The organism is Achromobacter spanius (genome assembly GCF_029637605.1).
GTDB classification, from domain to species: domain Bacteria; phylum Pseudomonadota; class Gammaproteobacteria; order Burkholderiales; family Burkholderiaceae_B; genus Achromobacter; species Achromobacter spanius_E.
In genome coordinates this window covers 1,332,141-1,355,361 of sequence record NZ_CP121261.1, presented here as the reverse complement: position 1 = coordinate 1,355,361, position 23,221 = coordinate 1,332,141, and the positions used below count along the sequence as shown (strand labels likewise).

The following is a 23,221-nucleotide window of genomic DNA, read 5'->3' as shown; positions in this document are numbered from 1 at the left end:
GATGGTTTTAGTAAAATATTCATTGCCCATAAGGAATCACGTAACAGCTTCTCTGCTAAATATCGGTACAATTCCGTCCCGATAAATGTAATATTTTACGCGAGCCAATAGCTGAGAAATGGCGGAACATTTGATGCAATTTGTAGGGTTTGTGACTCTAGATGATTAACTTTGAAAACCTAAAATCGAAACGCCTGTTTTTTTGGCTAGTCGGAATTCCGATGCTTTTGGCGGTTGTCTATTACGGCATCTTCGCATTGGACCGCTATGTCAGCACCACTCAGGTAGCGGTTCGACAAGTTGGTAATAATGAAGCGCCACAGATTCCTGGATTAGCGGTCATGCTCAGCGGACTAAATCCGACTTCAAGAGAGGAGACGCTCTATCTTCGCGAGTTTTTGACATCGCAGGATATGCTCAATGTCCTGCAGCAGAAGTTGGGCTGGTCATCTCATTACGCTGGCAGATGGCGCGATCCGCTGTATTTCTTAGCGGAAGATGCGCATCAAGAAGATGTGCTCGATTACTATCGACGCCTGGTTGTCGCGCATTTCGATGAACAAACTGGATTGCTGAGTGTTAGCGTAGAGGCCTTCGACCCGGTTTTCGCGGAAAACGTTTTAAAAGTTATGCTCGGCGAGAGCGAGCGATTCGTCAATGAACTTTCTCATCGCATGGCGCGAGAGCAAATGGCTTTTGCCCAAGGCGAATTGGCTAAGGCGCGTGCTATGTACGAGGAGCGACGCGATGACATGCTCGCGTTCCAAAGCACGAATAACTTGCTTGACGCGGAAGCGACAGCAAAAGCCAGAGCCGAAATTATTACGGAATTGGAGTCCAATCTGACGAAGGAGCGTACGGCGCTAAAAGGGTTGTTAGCAACGTTACGTCCTGATACTCCGCAGGTTCGACAACAGAGAAATAGAATTCATGCGCTTGAGCAACAACTGTCATCAGAAGTGCAGCGCTTGGTGTCGCAAAAGGGGGGAGACAAGCTGAACGTGGTGGCTTCACGATATCGCAACCTAACCATTGATGCGGCAATTGCGGAAGAGGCATATAAATTTGCTGTTAGTTCGGTAGAGTCTTCCCGTATCGAAGCAAGCAAGAAGCTCCGCAGCCTGGTCACTGTCGTATCTCCGAATAAACCGGATCGGGCAAGTTATCCCAGTCGGATTTATAACCTCATCACGCTGTTTGTGGGTTTACTCCTGTTTTATGGTATTGCTCGATTTGTCATCGCGACGATCGAAGACCATCGAGACTAATTTTGTGGCGATGAAAATGAATAAGAAATTCCGATTTTTATCGGTTCGTATGGCAGCACTTATATTGCCGTTAATGCTTGGAGGGTGCGGGAGTCTTCTTTCATCCGCAGGGCCTTCACGGTATGCGGTCATGAACAGCGAGCAGTCGGAAAATTATCTTCTGGTTGATTTATCTGCGGAGACAATTGGTCCGTATATGCGCCCTGCTGAGGCGGAGGCCAACAGCGCAGTTGCATTGCCGACCGTTCCCGATATCAAGCTTGTCCCTGGCGATGTCTTGAGGGTGATGATTGCGGACTCAGTGACAGATGGTGCGATTTTTGCCCCGCTCATCACGGGCGGTACTGTGTTCGAGAACACACGCGTTGATAGCAAAGGGACTATATCGCTTCCGTATGTTGGACGCGAGCGCGTGTCCGGGAAAACGCCTGAAGAAGTTGAGCTATTGATTAGAAAAAAACTTAGAGGAATAACCAGTGATGTACAAGTTCAAGTGACATTGACTGGGGATCTTTCGGGTTCGGTATTAGTCGCAGGCGCGGTGAAGACCCCTGGGAGGTTTTCGGCCTTACAGGGGCCCTTAACGTTACTTGACGCAATAAATAGAGCGGGTGGGCCAGTACTGGAACCGCACCTGATCAAGGTGATCGTGCGCACTGGGAAGGACTCGTATCATTTCAACTACGAAGAGCTGCTCGCTGGGAACAATCAAGTTTTGCCTCCTGGCGCAGAGGTCGTTTTGGAACGCGCACGCAAACGCTTTGTGGCGATGGGGGCGGTCGGTGATCCCGGGCTTCATGACCTACCTTCCAACAACCCCAGCCTGCTTGAGGTCCTAGGCAGTGTGAAAGGGTTGAGCGAAGTAAAGGCAGACGCTGCTGGTGTTTTCGTTTTCCGCTTAGTCGAACGGCACGACTCCACTACTGGCGACCAGACGCCGATGGCGCAAGTTTTTAGATTGAATTTAAAAGAGCCGGCTTCAATGTTCTTGGCAAGACAGTTTCTTGTTCATCCGGAGGATGCTGTATATGTAACGAATGCCGCAGTATACGAGTGGCAGAAGATTATTTCTCCGATCGTTCAGGTATTGGTGCTGGGACGGACCATTGAGAACTTCTGATATTCAATCGCAACCACCTGCCGCTGTAACGCGCCGCGGCCCAATCGGGATCGTTCGTGCCGTAATTTTTGCGCTGGTCTTACGTGAAATGCGAGGGCGATTTGGTTCGCATCGGTTCGGTGCATTTTGGATACTGTTCGAACCATTGGCTCATATCGTTGCGTTGATGGCTATATATGCGCTATTGCGTGGACGCGCGAGCAATGGCTTAGATTTATCCGTTTTTCTCGTGACGGGCATCATTCCCTTTATTCTTTTTAAGAACATTGCGCTGAAAGGGATGGAGGCCGTCAACGCGAATAAAGGCCTGTTTGCATATCGACAGATTAAGCCTATCGATACGATCGTCTCGAGAGTTATCGTAGAGTGTGCGCTGATGGCTTGTGTATATGGAATGATTCTATTCGGTTTGGGAATGTGGGTGGGCAGTGACGTATCGATACATCAACCACTTCAATGGGCGTTTGTATTAGCGGTTGGAATATTGTTTTCGTTTGGACTGGGTTTGATATTTTGCATAATTGCCGAAGCTTTGCCTGAGGCAAAGACCTTCATTAGGCTTTCGTACATGCCTTTGTACTTTCTGTCGGGAATTATCGTGCCTATTTGGATGATTCCGGAACGATTTCAGAAGTTCATGCTGTGGAACCCCTACCTACATCTTATAGACTTGCTTCGTGAAAACGTGTTTTTGGAGTATCCAAAAACGCTAGGTATTAGTATTTGGTATGCATTCTTTATTTCCTTAGTCACGTTGTTTGTCGGCTTGGCGCTATATCGCATGCGTCGTTTGAATTTGGTGGCTGTATGATTAGCATCGAGAACGTCACAAAGTCGTATTTGACAAATAAGGGAAGGAAGTTTGTCTTCAGAAATTTAAGTGTTTCGCTGCCTTCAAATAAAAACATAGCGCTCATTGGCCGCAACGGCGCAGGTAAGTCTACGTTAATGAGGCTGCTTGGTGGGCAAGACGTTCCTGATAGTGGAAAAATCAGATCCAATAAGTCGATATCTTGGCCCGTGGGATTGTCAGGTGGATTCCAGGGGTCGTTGACTGGTAGACAGAATGTGAAGTTCGTTGCACGTGTGCAAGGAACTCTCGGTGATGATCTTCGAAAAGTAGTCAAGTTCGTGGAAGATTTCGCCGAGATTGGGGAGTACTTTGACTTGCCCGTAAATACGTATTCCTCCGGCATGCGCGGGCGGGTGGCGTTCGGTTTGAGTCTGGCGTTCAATTTTGATTATTACTTGGTGGATGAGGCAATATCAGTTGGAGACGCTCACTTCCGAGAAAAGGCTCAACATCTGTTTTCGGAGAGGACGGGCACTTCCAACTTGATTCTTGTCACCCACGGGATGGGCCAAGTCAGAAAAATGTGTGATTACGTCGTGTTGCTTAAGACCGGGGGAGAGGTCGAGCAGTATGAAGATGTGGAGAAGGGTATTGCCGCCTACCAAAGCCTCTAAAACATCAATAATTTCAACATTCGAAATATTCGAAATATTCTTCCGATCTAGCGAAAAATGAACAATCCCGGAAATCTGTATGGCATCGCGCATGCGGGCAGGTCTGTCACATTTAGGTTCCCTGATCCCAATGAATACATCGCCAAGAAAATTATTGACTCAAAGGTATTCTATGAGCTCGATGTTTTAGAAGAGATCTCGAGTTTGGGTGTCGGCAACGGATTGTTTGTTGATGTAGGTGCGAATATTGGCAACCACTCTCTGTTTTTTTCGATAATTCTCGACAGGGAAGTAGTCGCGTTTGAACCTGCAGAGGAGGCGTTCTCGCAGCTCGTTCAGAACATTCGGCTAAATAGAGCAGAAAATTTGGTAACGTGCTATCGAATTGCTTTGGGCGCGGCGCAAGGCAGGGGGCACATGAATATAGTCTCCGGTAATTTGGGTGCATCCCATTTCACTGCCGATGATGGAGGCGGTGTACAACTGGAAACGCTCGATTCGCTTCTCTACGAACAGAATCGGTCAATTGCGTTAATCAAGATAGATGTCGAAGGGTTGGAAGTTGAAGTGCTTCGCGGCGCGGTCAAAGTGCTTGAGCGAGATGCGCCGTTGCTGATTGTGGAAGGGCAAACGGATAGAGCGTTTGGTCAAATCTGCGAATTTCTAAGTAGTAAGGACTATATTCCGATTTCAATTCGGGGCATCACGCCAACATATTTTTTCGTGCATCGCTCACGGTTGAGCGATGTGCAAGATCGATCTATTTTTTACATTAGAAATGATGTCGATCACAACAGACGAATATTGCAAAGCTATCTCGCCAGAATCGAGACCAATCTCCGCGCAGCGCTGACGAAGGCGGAGTTTGAGAAGCTGAGTGCTGTACTAGAGGTCCGCCAGAAAGAACTGATAAATAAAGCTTTAGTCGGGTCGTTGCCCCAGCCTCAACACTTCGACAGAGCAGCCGAAGATATCAAGCTCGCGCTCGGTGGCTTAATAAACGAGCAGGGGCAGAAAGCACAATTGCTATCTGATGTAATTGAACATAGATTTCGTGTGCTCACTCACGATCTGGTTTTGGAAAGTGAGAAGAAGTCAAAGCTCGTTGAGGACCTGGTACAGAAAATCCAAGATTCAGGCGAGCACATCGCAGAGCGGCTGATTGTAGATGGGCACGAGCGCACCTCGCGTCTAGAGGAGCTTTCTCGCAATCTGGCCGAGAGTGTGGCAGCAAACATGTCGCTCCAGACTCACGGGATGGAGCAGCAGCAGAGCGCTATTCAAGTTATAGAGAGTTTGGTCAAAGAAGAAGCGGAAAAGTTCAAGGCGGCGGCAAATGATATGGCCTCCGCCGTCGTGGCCCAAATGCGCGAGGCCTCTTCAACGACTCAACGGGCCTTGTTGGCACGCAGTGATCTTTCATTACAAGCCTTGGGCGGCCAAGTAAGCTCCGATCTGGAATCTTTTGCTTCAGTAATGAATGCTCTGGAGGCCCGCATTTCGAGCATGTCGGCCTCGCTGCCGAATGAGATTTCCAAGGCCATGAAGTTGGATATTTCAACATCAGTCGACAATGGTGTGGATTCGGTTCGGACGGAACTCGTGCGCCTGGGCACATCTATAGCGGCGCATGCTTCCCCTGAAGCTACGGCATCGAAAGTGCTCCAGCGTCTGACTGAATTGGAGGCGCATGTTTCGAATGCTATTTCGTCAAATGTGGAGAATCTTCAACGAAAGGCTATAGACACACTGCGTACGGAAAGTGAGAAGCTGCGAGCGCTTAGGGATAGAGATTTGGAGCACGCCCTGTCGGAGTGCGATTATCTAAATAACGAAGTTAATCGACTAGTTGTCGCTGTTCAAACGGAGCGTGTTCGAGCGCGATATGCTGCCCGCCGACTTGGTGTTTTGTACTCAACAGGGGTAAGAGCGGCGGTCGGAAAGATTAGAAGGCTTCTTTCTCCGCTTACCTTTGGGTTGGTAAAGCCCTACGAGACCTGGGTAGGATTTGAGAAGCGAATGGAGGCGAGAGTATCGCGAGAGGTGCAAGACTTCAAGAAGCTGCATGCCAGCTCTTTGCGCCGTAGCTCGCCGACCTTCATTTCGCCTTCCGATGAGCTGGTGGAAGGCGAGGGAAAGGTAAAGTTCGCAATATCTACGGCTTCAGGGGCACACCCTACGCAGTATCGAGATCGAGTTCGCATAGGGATCGCGTCGATTGAAATCAGGCGGACGGCGCTGTCCCGCGTTATTGATTGTCTTTATGATCAAGCCGATGAGATATTTGTGTATCTCAATGATTATTCCGAGATTCCAAAATTTCTTAATCGAGAGAAAATTCAGGTAATCCACAAAATGGGCGACGTGGGGGATCGAGGAAAGTTTTTCGATATAGATAATTTCTCGGGCTATTTTTTCACTTGCGACGATGATATCGAGTACCCGCCGTATTACGTTCAACATTGTGTAGATGCCATTGAGCGATACGGTAGAAAAGCTGTCGTCGGTTGGCATGGATCCTTACTCAAGACACCCTTTGTCGATTACTACAGCTCTGAATCTCGTCGCGTTTTTTCTTTCAGATCTGGACGCCCAGAAGATACTGCAGTACATATTTTGGGGACTGGATGTTCGTCGTTCCACACGGAAACACTGAAAGTTCGTTACGCCGATTTTTTAACGCCTAATATGGCAGATGTGTATTTCGCTTTGCTGGGCCAAAAGCAACGTGTGCCATTTGTTGTGATCAAGCATGACCCAGCCGAAGCGCTTCCTCTGGACATTCCCGACGATAAACCCATTCATCGAGAATCTATGCAAAAGACGGGATCTCGAGCAGATACGCGAGAGATCCAAAATCGTTGTGTGAAGGATTGGCAGGATTGGCGTGCTGAGAAGCCAGCCTCCACAATCTATTCTCGCGCTTCCTATACGATCGCATACGTGGGGCGGGTGGACACTGACCGCTGGAAAAAGGGAGGAATCCTTAAGTCGGGAGGACTGATCACGCAAGCATTGCGTGCTATTGGGCATCGTGTTGTCGATATTGAAATTTCACAGCCACTTGATGCAATCCTAGAGCAAGTGAAGACTGCCGATATCGTGTGGATATATCCGGGAGATCCAGAACGGCCTGACTTTGCTCCCGTTGAAGCGCTAATCGAAAGAGTTGCTAAGGTCGGCAAGCAGGTATATGTAAACCTCTCATATAACCTCATCGAATCGCGTACTCGTTGGATACAAGGAAAGTTGACGGATTGGAATCGTCTATTCGGTAACCGAGTCAAGGCTTGCGTGTTTACCTATGCGGCTATGAATGAGCCGGCATTTCACAATATTCGTCAGAATTTGATTTGCATCCCGAAATCGATCGACTTTAGCGACGATATTCGAGCTAGTTTTATGCAAACTGAAGGAATATTTATTGGTGATCTCCAAAAACTGTTGAACAGGAATTTGGTGGATGGGGAAATTGAGGACTGGATCAATCCACTTCGTGAAGCTCTGCCTGGCGTACCCTTATATGCGGTCCGGCAGTACGGCGGGAAGATTGATAGGGAATTAGGTCTTACGGTGGTTCCCTATACGCAAGGTCGGGCGTGGGAAGAATGGTTGGCTTCTAAACGGATCGTATGCTGCCTTACTCCTCACGCAACATATGAAATGATACCTATAGAAGCTGGGGGCTTCGGGGTTCCGTCGATATATCGGCCTATGCCGCAGTCTCATTCGGAAAACTTGTCCACCGCTGGGATACAGGTCCATTCGCCTAAGGAGTTTGCTGCCGCTTGCGCTGCTATATACCATGACCATACTTTATGGACGATGTATAGCCGTGCTGCTGCCGCAAGGGCACGAAGCACGCACATCAGTCATGTGGCGGCGTCTCTTCATATGCAACTGACTTTGGGGAAGTTGCATTAATCACAGGCACAAAGAATATTCGTTCTGCATATTCTATGAGCCACGCCCGGGATTTTTAATATACCGACTAGTATAGTTAATTTTCACGGGCGTAATTTTTAAGTTGAATGGTAGTTGATTAACTTATGTGTCCTTGATGATTCAGGCCAAGATTCCATTGCCGATACTGACTGCTCCAAATTTCCAATATCAATTTTTTTTAAGATGTCTGGTGAGAATTCGTGCCATCTTAGCGCGGTCAATCTCTGCCTCATCCTCTCATCGAAGCGCCATTTGAGATGCCTCGCCGGCGTTCCGACGACGATGGAATATGGTGCCACGTCGCGTGTAACTATTGCACCTGCCGCGATGATCGCACCATCTCCGATGTTTACGCCTGACATGATGTAAGCGTTATCGCCGATCCAGACATCGTGTCCTATCAATACGCGAATTCTCTTGGGTACGTCGGCTAGTTTTAGCAATGACGGATTGCTGTTGGTGGTGAAGAAGGGGCTGGTCGATAGCGCAGCGTGGTCATGAACCCCTGAGCCGATCGTTACATTTCTTCCGATCGAGCAATAGCGGCCGACAATCACGGCGCTTCTGACGAATCCACTATTCATGTAGGAATAAAGACCGAAGGCCGATCCTGCTAGAATTTCACATTTTCCAAGGTTTACCCCTCTTTCGAATCTAAATTTTTGAGGCACGTAACCCTCAAGAACGGTTAACCCTAGTTCGACGTATTTTTTATTCTTCATGGTGGGCTTCTAAAATAATCGAAAGACTCGTTCGATAGATTTTGACGTTAATTCTGGAATTCGTAGGGTGTGCAAACCCTGGATTACATGCTTAACAGAATAAACTGTAGTGCGAATTTTTATGATGCATCTTTATATGGCCGATCGCGGTATTTTTCATGCCTCCCGCTCGCGGTCAATTTGTCTGTGAGAATTAATAGGGAAGTCGGATAAGTTGGGGAGAGCCGCGCACCGCGCTTAGTATCCGCTCCGCACTTTCTTCCCTGTATGCAATTCGTTTTGAAGAGTATCCATTGGCGCTTACCCCGGTGAATTTATTGTGCATCAATGAAGTTGATAGTCCCATTGCTACAAGCATTACTTCTTGCTGAAATTTTATTCTGCTGTCCCCGAATACTGCTCGAATTCTCTCAAAATAGTCCGTATCGGCTCCCACTGCGACAGTATCAAAGCCTCCGATATTATCTAATATTTCTTTTCTTCGCATGACCAGTGTATTGGGTGACCATTGGCGAATCGGCCACACTGCCGGTGAATAAAAGCTACCTTCTTCACTTAAACGCACATAGCGACACGTTACGGCGACATTGCTCTTGCTCGCTCGCAGCCATGAGATTGCACGAAACAGCCGTTCAGGATGGGACCAATCGTCTGCATCTTGGAATGCCATATATTCGTAGCGACACATCGGGAGTGCCAAATTTTTTGCTCTGTATGTGCCGACATTATTTGCTAATCGTATGCAACGCACTCGCTTAGGGTGCAGATTTTTAATTTTCTCGATTATTTTCCAAGTGTCATCGGTGCTCCCATCGTCAACTACTATCAACTCAATCTCCACGTTAAGTTGGTTCAGTATGGAAAGAATCGACGATTTCAGGTATGCCGCTCCATTATGAACCGTCATTACAACTGAAACGTTGTTGTTATGGCTATCATCTGATGCGAGCACGCGCTCGGACACGGGAAAGTAATTTATGTCGAAAGCGCTTTCGTTCGAAGGTATTGGTAAAGGAGCGAGGTGCATTTCCCGCCAAAGATCGTTTAGTCTGTATAGCTTTTCGGTAGAGCGAAGCAGACTGTTCGATACGAGCAGATGGTCATCGCCTGAGCGCGAAGTTAGTAATATTTCGGCATTGCTCACCTGCTGAGTTACCGCGTTAATACGGCATAGCAACTGTTGCTCATCATGGCGTTCGAGCCACGCGATCATATCTTCCGGTGAAACCCGCGTAAGCAATCGGATTGCCCGACGCTTCTGCGCTGAATTATTTTTCTCGTCAAGGACTTCGAGAAGATAATTGGTGGACTTCACATGATTTCCTCGGAGAAATTCTAGTTTCGCTTTCGCAAGAAGGATTTCATGCGCAGATGCTTCCTCTATCAGGTCTGCTGCTCGGCTTATCAACCCACAGTCGAGCAATAAGTTTGCCATGTTCGAACGGGGGCGCTTGCTAGTAGAAAAGGCTATATCGTGATAAGGGGATTTCCATTTCCCACCCTGCAATAGCCAGTTATTGTAAAGAAATTTTATATTTTCGTTCATCAATAGCCTTATTCACTAATCCGATTCGAGATATATCGCTCTATTCTTATCATTGTTTTAATAAGTCTCGACTAACCGGATTTTGCGAGAATGGACCTATGCGATGTCTCTCGGCTTTTCTTTGGAGTAAGAAAGAGGGTTTTTTTCTCGTTAACTTGGTGTATCTAGGAGTTCCGGCTTCTTCAGGAGTCTAGGTACGGAGTTCTCGACGGCTAGTTTAATTGCGGGAGCCGAATAGAATCCCCCATTGATTTGTGTTTTGGCAATGACTACGTTTCTAAAGCACTTGAAGAGGTTGGTGTCAGGCGCATCTGCATCTCTCCAAAATTCATTTAACCCGGTTTGAAATGTAAGGCCCGCGATGTTGTATATGGCCGAGCCCAGCGCAATAGTGGGGCGGGCATGCAGCAGTGACGATCCGCCTACGGTACTGTTCACGGTTACAAGCCCGGCAGTATGTGTCAGTAAAGCAGGTAAATTGCCACTCTCCAAGTAGAAGACTCTCTGGGTCAAATCAAATTCCTTGGCCCAGCGGTACAGATGCTTTTTATAATTCACAAGGCCAGGATCCAATGGGTGTATTTTTACTGCAAAGCGACTGTGCGATGGCGCGTGTCGAGCAAAGGAAGCCAATGCTACGTACATTGCTTCGAGCATGTCTGCAAATGGAGAATGGTGGACGATTTGCGCATCCGTCGCCAGTTGAAGAGGCATTAAAAAGAACGGTGAATTTTTGGATTCTGAAATGAGCATCGCCTCAATCTTACGAGACGGCATTTCATAACATTTGACTCTAATTCCTCGTTTGGCGTACCCAATATACTCAGTCAACGGAGAGTAGGGGATGTGACTTCTCACTCCTCGGTGAAGGATTGGGTTGATACCAGCCCAAAAATTATATCCAACATCGTATGCAGCGCGCTTCCAAAAGGGGGAGGAAAACGGAGAGCCATTATCAAACTGAGGCAGTGACCGTGCTTCTTCTCGATACCACATCGGATCTTTTGGCATACTGGAATGGCCGTTTACTCCACCTCGTTCAAGCGTTATCCAGTATGGGCGGAAGTAGCCTTCTTCGAAGACATGAACGCGTACGCCGGTTTGCTTGGCAAGCGCTACCGCAGGTTGATGCACGGGGCGGCAGTCGCCGAATAGCACTACATCGCTAATGCCGTAACGCTCAAATTCTTTACGATAAAACTCGGTCAGGCTGCTCATCGCCCCCTGGAACGATGTGGCGAGACCCTGACGCCAATAGACGCGATCACCGACTGTGAAATTTACTTTGCGGACCGAGCATCCCGCCTGTTGCAGCCCCTTTGCCAAAGCTGGGAAGAATGGCGAACAAACTCCTTGCAAGAACAGAAATCGCTGCTTGCTGCTCATCGCTGTACTAAAAATCCGGCTTTAGCCCACAAACGAAGTTTGTGGAGCTGTCGTTGTATGTAGGATTTTCTGACGCTCGACAACCGATTGGTTGCCAGCAATTCTGATCGTTGCTGAATGATCCTGCGAAGCGAGGTTTCGCAGGTGGTGTATCCGTTCAACACCCAATCCCAATAGACGGGGTAGTGAAGCATCACACCTGCAATCAGCTCGTTCAGTGTCAATGACCGTTCGCGGCGCGGCGCATCCATGTGGTCTGTGGTCAAGCCCCAGCCTGCGTAGAATGGCATTCCATAGGTGACCACTGCTTTGCCGCGTAGTAATGCGTCAAAGCCGCTTAATGAAGTCATCGTGTGGACCTCGTCGCTCGAATTTATGCAGCTGACGATGGATACCTTGGTCTCGATGTGGTTGGCGTATTGCAGGGCGTCATGGGCGTGTATCTTGCCTTTGCGGTTCCTAACGGCCACATCGGGATGCGGTTTGTACACAAGAAAGGAATCGGGATTGGCTCGACGCGCGGCTTGGAGCAGAGAAAGGTTATCGCGGACCGTTCCGCAGCCGTACCGGATGGAAGCGTCATCTTCAACTTGGCCGGGAACAAGGATGACTCGCTGACCCGCTCCTGCCCAAGAGGGGGACTCTGTAGGTTCGATGTTGTACTTTGTCAGTTGGTTTTCAACGATCAATGCACGCACCTTTTCCGCCCGAAGATTATCTCGCTCGGTAAACTGCCTAGTATTCAAAAGGGTCTCGAGGTCGCTGCTCTGGCGCGCATCGAAATATAATCCGTGCCCGTCCATGACCAACGCATGTGGAGCCACAAAATCCGATCCCAACCCGACGGATCGGATGAAACCATCTTCCATGCGAAGCAGTCTGGCTCCCGTTTCATGGGCTACAGCGTCAATCGCATTCGGCGTAGATGCTCCCCAGACGATCAGCCGGTCGTTTGCATTGGGATTTAGCTTCCGGACCGCTTGAGCATCTGGGGCGAAGTGCACGCAATCGCGATTGGGGCTAAGGAATGAACGGACGTTCTCCGCTTTCCATCGTCGATAGCCAACTGCGATGCTGCGACCGGGCAGAGCCCGCTGCATCCTCCGCTGAAGGTCCAGCCAATCAATCACGTCAAAAATTGAACCCCGTTCTAAGGTTTCAGGATTCAAGTAGCGGGTGTAATGAAGATAGGCAGCCGCAAATAGTTCGTCTACGGTTCGTGTTCGGGTACGTCTATGGCAGCTTATGCGGTCTGTGGTTGCCCCCCAGCCAGCAAACCAAGGAAGGCCAAAACAAGTGACGGGGATGCCGCGCAGTAACGCTTCAAAGCCGAAATGGGAAGTCACGACATAGACGTGATCCATCATCGGCAACAGGCTAGCCGGCGAGACAGGATCCCGCAGCAGGATGGTGTGACTGTCCTCGGGGGTGTTGGATAGGTAACCTTGTTTCGCCCCTCCGCTTACCTCAGGATGCGTTTTTATGTACAGAACCGCGTCCGGATGCGCTTCACGCGCCGCTTGGAGCATTTCTTCAAAAGACTTGTCATTGGCCAGTCCATATTTGATGCTGGCGTCCCCGACAGTCTGATCGATGATAAGCACGCGTTTGGCAACAGTGGGGCCGGGTAGCGTTTGAAGGTCTGGCGCGAGATTGTATTTACTGAGACCTTTTGCCAAGATCTGATCGCGCGCGCTTGCATACTCCAGGCCCGGCCCTTTCAATACGTCGGTGTCCGACTCAAGGAGCGCTTCCAGAGCGGAACTACGGTCAGCCGCGTAGTAGATTCCCCGGTCGTCCACCACTAGGGATAGGGCGGGATAGTCAGGACCCGTGCCGTACGAGCGCAAGAATCCGTCCTCTAAACCTATAAAGGGCAGGCCACAACTCTGAGCAATCGCGCGAGGGCGGTTCGTAGACGGGCGGAATCCCCAGCCGGCCAGTGCGCTCAGATTACGAGTGGATGGACGCGAGCCTGGACGCAAATATGCTATTGACTGTCCAAGCAGGGCGTCCATTCCAGGTTGTTGGGACAACCGGCGGGAGTAGGTTCCAATAGTCACAAATAAAATGGGTGATCGATATTCGGGCGTTGGTTTATCTGCACATGTGATTCAAGATAGTCTCGAGAAAGCGGCAATCGTCTCCACGATCTGCCCCTCCGTATGCATACAAGAAATAAAAAATCTCAACCTTGCCGACTTCTCCGGCACCGCCGGATACAGAATCGGCTGGACATTAATCCCTTGCTTAAACAGCGCCGCTGACACCCGGGTCGCCTTCAACGAGCTCCCCATAATCGCTGGCACGACCGCCAGCCCGGTGCTCGTTCCCGTATCAATCCCCGCGGCCTTCGCCTGCTCCAGAAAGAACTTCCCGCGCGCCTGCAGCGCAGTCACTCTTTCCGGCACTTCCTTCATCCGCCGCAACGCCGCCAATGACGCCGCCGCCACACTAGGCGGCATCCCGACGCTATACAGAAACCCCGGCGCCAGAAACTTCAAGTGCTCCACCAGCGCCGTCTCACCGGCGATATACCCTCCGCAGCCCGCCAGCGTCTTGCTCAGCGTGCCCATCCAGATGTCCACGTCTTTCCCATCCACGCCGAAGTGCTCGCGGATGCCATACCCGCGCGCGCCCATCACGCCTAGTGAATGCGCTTCATCCACCATCAAGAACGCGCGATGGCGTTGCTTGATCTCAATGAAGCGGGGCAGATCCGGAAAATCGCCGTCCATGCTGTAGATGCCTTCCAGCACGATCAGCACGCGTTCAAACTGGTGGCGTTGTTCGTTCAGGATGGAGTCCAGCGATTCCCAGTCGTTGTGGGGGAAGGGCAGGCGGCGGGCGCCTGACAGCTGGATGCCTTGCAGGACGCTGTTGTGGATCAGTTCGTCGTGCAGCACCAGGTCGCGCGGGCCGAACAGGTAGCCGATGGTGGATACGTTGGTAGCGTGGCCGCTGACGAATGAAATGGCGTCGTCCACGCCGTACAGCGCGGCAATTTCCATTTCCAGTTCGCGGTGTATGGGGCGTTCGCCCGATACCAGGCGGCTGGCGGAAACGGACGTGCCGTAGCGGTCGATGGCGGCTTTGGCGGCGGCGGCCACGACCGGGTCGCCGGACATGTTCAGGTAGTTGTAGCTGGCGTAGTTGACGTACTCGCGGCCGTTGATCTGGGTGTCGGCGCCGGCCTTGCCTTCGTGCAGTTTGAAGAAGGGGTTCTTCACGCCCAGCCGTTGCGCGCCGTCGTTGATGATGCGCAGTTGCTGGTAGCCGGGGTGTAGATGGAAGCGGTAGTGCTCTTCCGGGATCTCGGCCTTTTTCTCGGCGGGGCGCGCGGGCGCCTGGCCGGCGGGTGCCGAGGCCTGGCGCAGTTTGCGCTCCAGCGCTTGCTGGATGATCTTGTCCTTGATGCCGGCGGCAAGGCCCGGCAGCTTCTTCACGGTGCTCAATTAATTCTGGCCTACTGGATCATGCGTTGCTTGGGAAGACTGCCGTTCATCTTGATTTCGTCGACGAAGTCAGACACGGTGCTGGAGCCGACTTCGGCGGCGTGGCTGGCAACCACTTGCTGCACGCTGGCGGCCAGGGCATCGCATTGGGCGTCGCTGTGTTCGTCGCGCAGCAGCAGCACCAGGCGTTCCGCCAGTTTGGCGGGCGTGGGGCTTTCGTTGAGCGCCATCACGGGCAGGCGGATGCCAAAGCGGTTCTCCAGGGCCACGACCAGTTCAACGCCCATCAACGAGTCCAGGCCCATGTCGTAGACGGACCGGGTGGCTTCGATCTTGTCGGGCGACACGCGCAGGATTTCACCGATTTCTGTCTTGAGCATGTCGGTGAAGCGTTCGTGCAGCGTAGCGTCGTCCAGGGTCGCGATCATGTGCGCGATGTCGTCGGCGCCGCCGTCGTCGTCACCGGCATCGCCGGCGCGGCGGGCGATGTCCGAGAACTTGGGCAGGCCGGCGGTGGGCAGGAAGCGGCTAAGCGCGCGCCAGTCCAGTTCCAGCACGCCCAGGCCGGACACGTCGGCCACCAGCATGTCTTCCAGCGCATCCAGGGCGATCTGGGACGCCAGCGCGCCGCCGCCCATGCGGCCTTGCAGGGCGTCTTTGATCTTCTGGTTGCGGGCCAGGAAGCCGACGTCGTCGATGGCGCCCCAGCGTACGCAGGTGGCCGGCAGCCCGTCGGCACGGCGTTGCGCGGCCAGGCGTTCCAGCCAGGTGTTGGCGGCGACGTAGTTGCTTTGTCCGGGGTTGCCGAACAAGGTGGTGGCCGACGAATAGAAGATGAACAGGTCTAACGGAAGCGTGCGCGTCAGCTCGTGCAGGTGTTGTGCACCCAGCACCTTGGCGGCAAGCGTGCGTTCAATTTGTTCAGGGGTGGTGCTGCGGGCCAGGCCGTCGTCGATGACAACGGCGGCGTGGACGACGCCTTTCAGGGGCGGCAGCGTGGTGGCTGTTTCGTCAAGCAGTCGGGCCAGGGCCTTTCGGTCGGTGACGTCGCAGGCGGCGGCGTGCACGCGCACGCCTTGGGCCTGGAAGGCGGCGATGGCGGCTTGCGCGGCGTCGGTGGTGGGGCCGCTGCGGCTGATCAGGACCAGGTTGCGGGCGCCCTTGTCGGCAAGCCATTGCGCGGTGCGCAGGCCAAAACCGCCCAGGCCGCCGGTGACCAGGTAGGTGGCGTCGGCGGGCAGCGTCAGGCCGGCACGATGCGGGGTGGCGGGCGTGTGGATGCCGCTGATGCCGTTGCGATACGTGATGACGATCTTGCCAATCTGGCGTGCCTGCTGCATGTAGCGGAAGGCGTCGACGATGTCGTTGGCGTCAAACACGGAGTAGGGCAGCGGATGCAGCGCGCCCTGGCGGAACAAGGCCATCATCTGCGCGAACAGGCGTTGCGTCAGGTCGGGCCGCTCGTTCATCAGTTGATCGGCATCGATGCCGAAGTAGCTGATGTTGTTGCGGAATGGGCGCAGGCCGATGCGGGTGTTCTCGTAGAAGTCGCGCTTGCCCAGTTCCAGGAAGCGGCCAAAGGGTTTGAGCACCCGCAGGTTGCGGTTGATGGCTTCGCCCGCCAGCGAGTTCAATACGACGTCGACGCCGCAGCCGTCGGTGTCGGCCAGAATTTCATCGGCGTAAGACAAGGACCGCGAGTCATAGATGTGACGCACACCCAAGAGGCGCAGCAGGTCACGCTTTTCGTCCGAGCCGGCGGTGGCGTAGATTTCCGCGCCCAGCCATTGTGCGAACTGGATGGCGGCAATGCCCACGCCGCCAGCCGCGCCGTGGATCAGGATCTTTTCGCCTTCTTCCAGGCGCGCCAGGTGGTGGAGCGCGTAGTAGACGGTGAAGAAGGTGCTGGGAATGGTGGCGGCGGCTTCAAACGAGAAGCCTTCGGGTATGTGCGAGATGGCGCTGGGCTTGGTCAGCACGCGGTCGCCAAAGCTGGCGGGGCCAAAGCCTACGACGGCGTCGCCGACGGCGTAGTCGTCCACGTCCGAGCCCACGCGGATGACGGTGCCCGAAAACTCCAGGCCCAGCGTGGGGCCGGCAAAGCCGTTCTCGATGGCTTCGTCGGACAGCAGGCCCAGCGCGTACATGACGTCGCGGAAGTTCAGGCCGGTGGCTTCGATGCGGACTTCAAGCTCGTCGTCAGCCGGGGCGGGCGCGGCGCAGGATTCCCAGCGCAGGTTGCGCAACTGGCCGGGGAATTCAAAGCCCAGGCGCACGGCTTGTGACGCACGCAGGTCGGACGCGTCTTGCGTCGGGCGCGTGGCTTGACGCAGGCGCGGCGCGTAGCGGGCGCCGGAGTCGTCAAGAATGATTTCGTCTTCGTTGTCCTGGTGCACGAACTCGCGCGCCAGGGCGTCCACCAACGGGTTCGCCTGCGTTTGCATTTGCGCCAGCGGCAGGTCGACCATGCGGACGCGGAAGTTGGATGCTTCGTTGGCCAGCGTGCGGCCGTAGCCCCACAGCGCGGCATCGTTCAACGCATGCATGCCGGCCGAGGCGCTTGGCGCGGTACGCAGGTACTGAGCGGCGTCGGCGGTAACCAGCCAAAGCGTTGCGTTGGTTTGCGTGCGCTCGCAGGCCTGGATGACGGCGGCGGCCAATGCGCAGCGGCGGGTTTGCTTGGTCAGTAGATTTTGGGCGGTTTCTTGAGCGGCTGCGGGGCTCGCGTCTTGGCGATCAACCCAGGCCAGCCCATCCAGATGCACGACATGGCTGACGGGGCCGACCCCGCCGTTGCGCAGCAAGTCGTCCAGGGCGTCGGCGGCGACACCGGCGGCCATGCGGACGTGGTGGCCAGCGCGGGTCAGGGCGGCTTCCAGCGACTGGGCCAGGCCGGCGCCGTGCTCAGGATTGCGGTCCGCCAGGATGAGCCAGTTGGCGGGCTCGATGGCGGTGTTGTTGGCGACGGCGTTCGCGGTATTGGCGATATCGGCGTCAGCGTCATCGAAGCGCGCGGTCAGCAGGTACGCACCGGTGGCAACGGAGTCCGAAAACGCCAGCGGGCTGTCGCAATGCAGGCCCAGCGATTGCAGTTCATCCAGCCAGAAATCGGCGGGTTGCTGCGTGGAGAGCTGTTCGCCGTTTTCGCCGGTCTGCCACCAGTTTTGGCGTCCACCAAAGACGAAGTCGCCCCAGGCGGTGGGGTGCGCACTGCACAACACCAGCAGGCCGCCAGGCCGGAGGCTGGCGCGGGCGTGGCGCAGGGCCGCGCGGGCGGCTTCCAGTGTGTCGAATTCGCAATGGAAAAGGGCCAGGTCGCAACGGGCGGTGGGGCTTGCGCCGCCTTCGCTGCTGTCGGCGATCAGTTCGGTTTGCGCATTGGGATAGCGTTCGGCTTGCTGATGGGCAACGTGGTCCAGCACGTCGGCCTGGTTCGACGCGTAGCAGTAGTCGGCCACGTTGAAGTCCAGGGCGTCGCAGCAGTTGGACGCGAACAGCGGCGCGGCTTGGCCGACTTCAATGATGGCCAGGCGTTGGCCGGGTACGCGATTGGCTTGCGCCTGTTCCAGGATGCCGCGCAGGGCGGTGCCCAGGCGTTGGCCGCTGGCCGCGCCCAAGGCGCTGCGGCTGATGGCGGCGGGGGTACTGGCGCGCGGGCAGACGTCGTCCAAGGCAGCCTCGCCGCGCAACAGGGCGGGCAGGTGCAGGCCAACGCGGCCAACGGCGTGGACGATCTGCGCGTAGTCGGGGTATTCGCGCAGCAGGGTGTTCCAGATGTCAGACGTGCGGCTGTCGCTGTCGTCTTGTGCGGGCAGGTGGATGCCGGCGGCGCTGGCCTCGGCGAAGCCGGCGGACGTCAAGCGGGCAATCGTGTGGTCCAGCAGCAGCGCGGTATCTGGCGCATGGCGGCGCAGTTCGGTCACCAGCGCCTGCGGCAGCAGCAAGCCGTCGGGCGCAATCTGGCGCAATGCGTCCAGCGCAAAGCCGTAACACAGGCTGTCCAGAAGCGGGTCGACTTCTTGGGCGTAGCGGTCGTGCGCGCCGTCTTGCACGCAGGCGGCAATGGCGTCGGCCAGGGCGGTGCGCAGCGATGCATGGTCTAGCGGATTGGGGCCAAAGGGCGCGTGCGGACGCGGGGTGGCGATGGCATCCAGAAAGCTAAGGTTGTCGGCGGCGGGTTTGCGCAGGCGGATGCTGCGGAAACGGGCTTGCTCGACGGCGGCAATCTGTTCGCCGGCGGCGTTATAGAGTTCGAAGCTGGCGGTCAGCGAATGCGGCGCGCGGCGTTCCAGGCGGACTCGGGCGGCGGCGGGCTGGCCGGCGTTGGCGCGCAGCGTCAGGCGTCCGATCTTGGCGGGCACGAAGGCAATGCCTTGCCCCATGGCGGGGTCGTTGCGCAGCAATTGAATAATCAGTTGGAAGGCGCAATCGAGCAGGGCCGGGTGCAGGTGCGTGGCGCCCAGTTCGGCGGCCAGGCTGGCGTCGGCTTGCAGCACCGCCAGTACGCTGGTGTCGGATTCAATCCAGCCGTGGGATACGGCGCGGAAGGCAGGGCCGTAGTCCAGCCCCACCGCGCACGTCAGTGCGTTGTGCGTTTGGCCGGTGAAATCCGGTGCGCGGGTGGGCAGGCTGAGTTCGCTTTGCGTCAGGCGGGCGCGGCCGGGCTCGCGCAGCAGGCGGCCGCTGGCGTGCTTGACCCAGGGCTCGGTGCTGTTGGTGTCTTTGGCGGTGATGCGGAAGCGCCCGTCGGCGTCGTCCAGCAGCAGGCGGGTCAGCTTGCTGGGCGATGCATTCAGCAGCAGCGGCGCGTGGATTTCCAGTTCTTCAAGTTCGGCGTAGTCGCTGGTTTGCCACTGCAGCGCGGCGGCCAGCGCAATTTCTGCAAAGCCGGTGCCGGGGAATACGACGGCATCACCCACCACGTGGTCGGCCAAGGCCGGATGGGATTGGGTGTCGAGTTGGTTTTCCCAGGTGTGCTCGTGCTGCTGCATGGGGCAGCCCAGCAGCGGGTGCACGCGGCGGCGCGACAGCAGGCCCAGGGATTCCGGGGTGGTGGGGTGCCAGTGGCGTTCGCGCTGCCAGGGGTAGGTGGGCAGGTCGACGGCGGGACCCTCCCACGGGAAGAGCGATTGCAGGTCGATCTGGCCGCCACTGACGATGACCTGGCCCGCGGCCATCCAGATTTTCTCGGGGTCGTCGCCGCCACGGGTAGACGTGCTAAGCACGCGCCCTTGCATGTCGGCCGCCTTGAGCGTGTCGTTCAGGTAGGAACGCAGCAGCGGGTGCGGGCCCACTTCCATAAAAATATTGTTGCCTTGCGCGGCGAGCTGGTTGGCGGCCTGTTCGAAACGTACGGGCTCGCGCACGTTGCGCCACCAGTACTCGGCGGTCAGCGACGCGCCGTCCAGGGCTGCGCCGGTTACCGTGGAATAGAAGGGCACATCGCTTGCCCGAGGCTGGATGTTGGCCAGCGCGCCTCGGATATCGGCTTCGATGCCGTCCATGGCGGGGCTGTGGAAGGCGTAGTCCAGGTCCAGCCGGCGGAAGAAAAGGGATTCTTCGGCCAAGGCGGCTTCAAGAATGCTTAACGATTCCGGCGCGCCGGCAACGGTGGCGCCACGCTGGCTGTTGTAGCCGGCCACGCAGACCGAGGCGCCCAGGTTGTGCAGGGCGATCAAGGCTTGCGCGGCTTCGCCACTGATGCCAACGGCAGTCATGCGGCCTTGGCCCTTGGTCTGGCCTTGCAGGCGGCTGCGCTGGAAGATGACGCACACGGCGTCCGGCAGGCTCAGCGCGCCGCAGGCCCAGGCGGCGGCCACTTCGCCCACGCTGTGCCCAATGACGGCGCGGGGCACGACGCCACGCTGCGCCAGCATGCGCGTGATGCCCACTTGCAGGGCAAACAACGCGGGCTGCGCGATTTCGGTGCGTTGGTAGCGGTCGTCGCCGTTTTCACCGGCCAGTTCCTTGTGCAGGGAAAAGTCGGCGTACTGCGAGAACAGCGCATCGACCTCGTCGATGGCGGTGGCAAAGACGGGGTCGGACAACAGCCGGCGGCCCATGTTGGCCCATTGCGATCCGTTGCCGGAATAGACCATGACGGGGCCGCGCGCCTGGCTTAGCGCGCTGCCGGTGACCACGTCGTGCTTGGATTCCGCGCCGTCGGCGAATTGCAGGAGCAATTCAGCCACGGTATTGCATTGCGTGCCGAAGACGACGGCGCGTTCGCCGTGCCAGTCGCGGCGCATGGCGGCGTGGTAGGCGGCGTTGTAAAGGAAGCGGGCGGGCTGGTCGCGCAATACGTCGGCCATTTGCCGGGCGGCGGCTTTCAGGGCCTGGGGTGATTTACCCGAGACCACCACCGGAATCGGCGCGGTCTTGGCCATCTTGCCTTCGGCGGCCGGGTTGCGTGGCGGCGGGCTTTCCAGAATGACGTGGGCGTTGGCCCCGCCAAAGCCGAACGAGTTCACGCCCACCACCAGCTTGCCCGTCTGGCGCAGCTTGCGGTTCTGGGTGACGACGTCCAGATTCCATTCCCGGAATTCAATCTTGGGGTTCAGCGTTTTGATGCCGATGGTGGCCGGCACGACGCGGTGGCGCAATACATATAGCGCCTTGACCAGGCCGGCCACGCCGGAAGCGGCTTCCAGATGGCCCAGGTTGCTTTTGACGGAACCGATGGGCAACGGGGCGTCTTTGCTGCGTTGCTGGGCCAGCGCCGCGCCGATGGCGCGCGTTTCAATGGGGTCACCAACAGCGGTACCGGTGCCGTGGGCTTCCAGGTAATCGATGTCAGCTGGCGAGATGCCGGCCTGTTCGTAGGCCTGGCGCATCAACGTGGCCTGCGCATCGGCGCTGGGCACGGTCAGGCCAGACTTGCGGCCGTCGGTGTTGACGGCGGACCCGGCGACAACCGCCAGGATGTTGTCGCCATCGGCCAGGGCCTGGTCATAGTCTTTCAGCAGGAAGATGCCGCCGCCTTCCGACCGCACATAGCCGTCGCCCGCCGCGTCAAAGACATTGCAGCGGCCGCGGGGCGACAGCATGGATGCTTTGGAAAAGGTAATGAAACCGTAAGGATGCAGGTGCAGACTGACGCCGCCCGCAAGGGCTTGGCTGCATTCACCGGAGGCGATGGCGCGGCAGGCCTGGTGGAAGGCCACCAGCGACGACGAGCAAGCCGTGTCCATGGCGATGCTGGGGCCACGCAGGTCGAAGAAGTACGACAGGCGGTTGGCGGCGATGCTGGCGGTGTTGCCCGTTGCCATCGATGCGTCGACGGCGTTCAGGTCTTCGGCCATGCGGTAGGCGTAATCCGAACTGGCAATACCTATATAGACACCGCAGTTGGATCCGCGCAGGGTAGAAGGGCGGACGCCGGCCTGCTCCATGGCCTCCCAGCTCATTTCCAGCAGCAGGCGTTGTTGCGGATCCATCAACGCGGCTTCGCGCGGCGAAATACCGAAGAAGCCCGCGTCGAATCCGGATATGTCGCCGATGGAGCCGGCGGCAAAAGTGTAGGCAGACCCAGGGTGGTCTTTGGCGGGATGCAGGTAGGCGTCGGGGGACCAGCGGTCTTCGGCAACCTGGGTGACCAGGTCGCGGCCGTCAAGTAGATCCGGCCAGTAAGTGTCCGTGGTAGTGCTGGGGAACCGGAACGAAAGCCCGATTACGGCAACGCGCTTAGCCATGCAGTGTCCTTCTTACCCGGCCGTACACCGGCAAGGAATATGAATTCGCGGTCGCGCCGCGGGGGGAACAGAGGCCAATCATGGCTGGAACGCCAAGATGGCCGGGCGCCTCAAGCGCCGCCGATACGGCCCGACACGCTGATTCTCCGGTGTACCGCCATCGCGAGGATGGCCCCCTTGCTGTGGACACTGCGTTGGCGCTGCTGCCGGCGCGCCATGGGATTGCTCTGAGTTTTCATTGTTTAGTGTTATTTCACCGAACCAATGCCTTCTCGACCGCTCGCTTGTGCAAGGGCGGGGCATGTATGCGGTTCGGCCGCAGAAACATTTGGATTGGAACTGAATGATTTTACCGGATACCGAGGTTTACGACCCGCCCGGGCGCGGGTTCGAACCCCCACGGCCCCCCATGCGGGACAGCGATCCTCAAGCTTTCATTTCGCTGACCCCGCGCTTCTCGGGGCGTAGCATATCAATCATTTGTAACTTGTTTTGGGCAAGATTAATCAAAAGGATTCACGTGGGGGGAAACCTTGGGCCACTTCAGCAATTAATCGCATAATTTGCAATAGTCGTGGCACAAAGTGCCTAATTTCGGCTAAGTTCCGGCGACGCTGCGGG

The 23,221-nt window shown here is 55.8% G+C and carries 11 protein-coding genes; 5 read left to right on the top strand and 6 right to left on the bottom strand.

What is annotated here, in order from left to right; genetic code table 11:
* The first annotated feature begins 161 nt into the window (after positions 1 to 161).
* The 5 genes from P8T11_RS05925 to P8T11_RS05905 are packed head-to-tail and all read left to right on the top strand — an operon-like array spanning position 162 to position 7,779.
* On the top strand, positions 162 to 1,268 hold the full coding sequence (locus tag P8T11_RS05925) for an ABC transporter permease (RefSeq protein WP_268077806.1): 1,107 nt from the start codon (positions 162 to 164) through the stop codon (positions 1,266 to 1,268).
* Between the two features lie 16 nt (positions 1,269 to 1,284).
* On the top strand, positions 1,285 to 2,388 hold the full coding sequence (locus tag P8T11_RS05920) for a polysaccharide biosynthesis/export family protein (RefSeq protein ID WP_268077807.1): 1,104 nt from the start codon (positions 1,285 to 1,287) through the stop codon (positions 2,386 to 2,388).
* Entirely contained in the window at positions 2,375 to 3,199 is an 825-nt protein-coding gene (locus tag P8T11_RS05915) for an ABC transporter permease (RefSeq protein WP_268077808.1), read from the top strand. Before P8T11_RS05920 ends, P8T11_RS05915 begins: the two co-directional genes overlap by 14 nt.
* The gene (locus tag P8T11_RS05910; protein ID WP_268077809.1) at positions 3,196 to 3,855 is read left to right on the top strand and encodes an ABC transporter ATP-binding protein; all 660 of its coding nucleotides are present in this window, start codon (positions 3,196 to 3,198) and stop codon (positions 3,853 to 3,855) included. The genes P8T11_RS05915 and P8T11_RS05910 overlap by 4 nt, the downstream gene beginning before the upstream one ends.
* A 57-nt stretch (positions 3,856 to 3,912) precedes the next feature.
* Positions 3,913 to 7,779, top strand: coding sequence for an FkbM family methyltransferase (locus P8T11_RS05905; RefSeq protein WP_268077811.1), 3,867 nt, complete (start codon positions 3,913 to 3,915; stop codon positions 7,777 to 7,779).
* 98 nt (positions 7,780 to 7,877) lie between these two features.
* Here the strand turns inward: P8T11_RS05905 and P8T11_RS05900 are convergent, their stop codons facing one another.
* The 6 genes from P8T11_RS05900 to P8T11_RS05875 form a co-directional block, all read right to left on the bottom strand.
* Positions 7,878 to 8,522, bottom strand: coding sequence for a CatB-related O-acetyltransferase (locus tag P8T11_RS05900; RefSeq protein ID WP_268077812.1), 645 nt, complete (start codon positions 8,520 to 8,522; stop codon positions 7,878 to 7,880).
* A 193-nt stretch (positions 8,523 to 8,715) separates the two neighbouring features.
* The gene (locus P8T11_RS05895) at positions 8,716 to 10,068 is read right to left on the bottom strand and encodes a glycosyltransferase family 2 protein (protein ID WP_268077813.1); all 1,353 of its coding nucleotides are present in this window, start codon (positions 10,066 to 10,068) and stop codon (positions 8,716 to 8,718) included.
* Positions 10,069 to 10,218: 150 nt separating this feature from the next.
* Positions 10,219 to 11,454: a capsule biosynthesis protein gene (locus P8T11_RS05890; RefSeq protein ID WP_268077814.1), complete on the bottom strand. Its 1,236-nt coding sequence runs from the start codon at positions 11,452 to 11,454 to the stop codon at positions 10,219 to 10,221.
* Positions 11,451 to 13,472: a capsular polysaccharide biosynthesis protein gene (locus P8T11_RS05885; RefSeq protein ID WP_268077816.1), complete on the bottom strand. Its 2,022-nt coding sequence runs from the start codon at positions 13,470 to 13,472 to the stop codon at positions 11,451 to 11,453. Before P8T11_RS05885 ends, P8T11_RS05890 begins: the two co-directional genes overlap by 4 nt.
* Before the next feature lie 96 nt (positions 13,473 to 13,568).
* On the bottom strand, positions 13,569 to 14,900 hold the full coding sequence (locus P8T11_RS05880; RefSeq protein ID WP_418910339.1) for an aminotransferase class I/II-fold pyridoxal phosphate-dependent enzyme: 1,332 nt from the start codon (positions 14,898 to 14,900) through the stop codon (positions 13,569 to 13,571).
* Between the two features lie 20 nt (positions 14,901 to 14,920).
* The gene (locus P8T11_RS05875; RefSeq protein WP_268077820.1) at positions 14,921 to 22,600 is read right to left on the bottom strand and encodes a type I polyketide synthase; all 7,680 of its coding nucleotides are present in this window, start codon (positions 22,598 to 22,600) and stop codon (positions 14,921 to 14,923) included.
* Positions 22,601 to 23,221 lie beyond the last annotated feature (621 nt).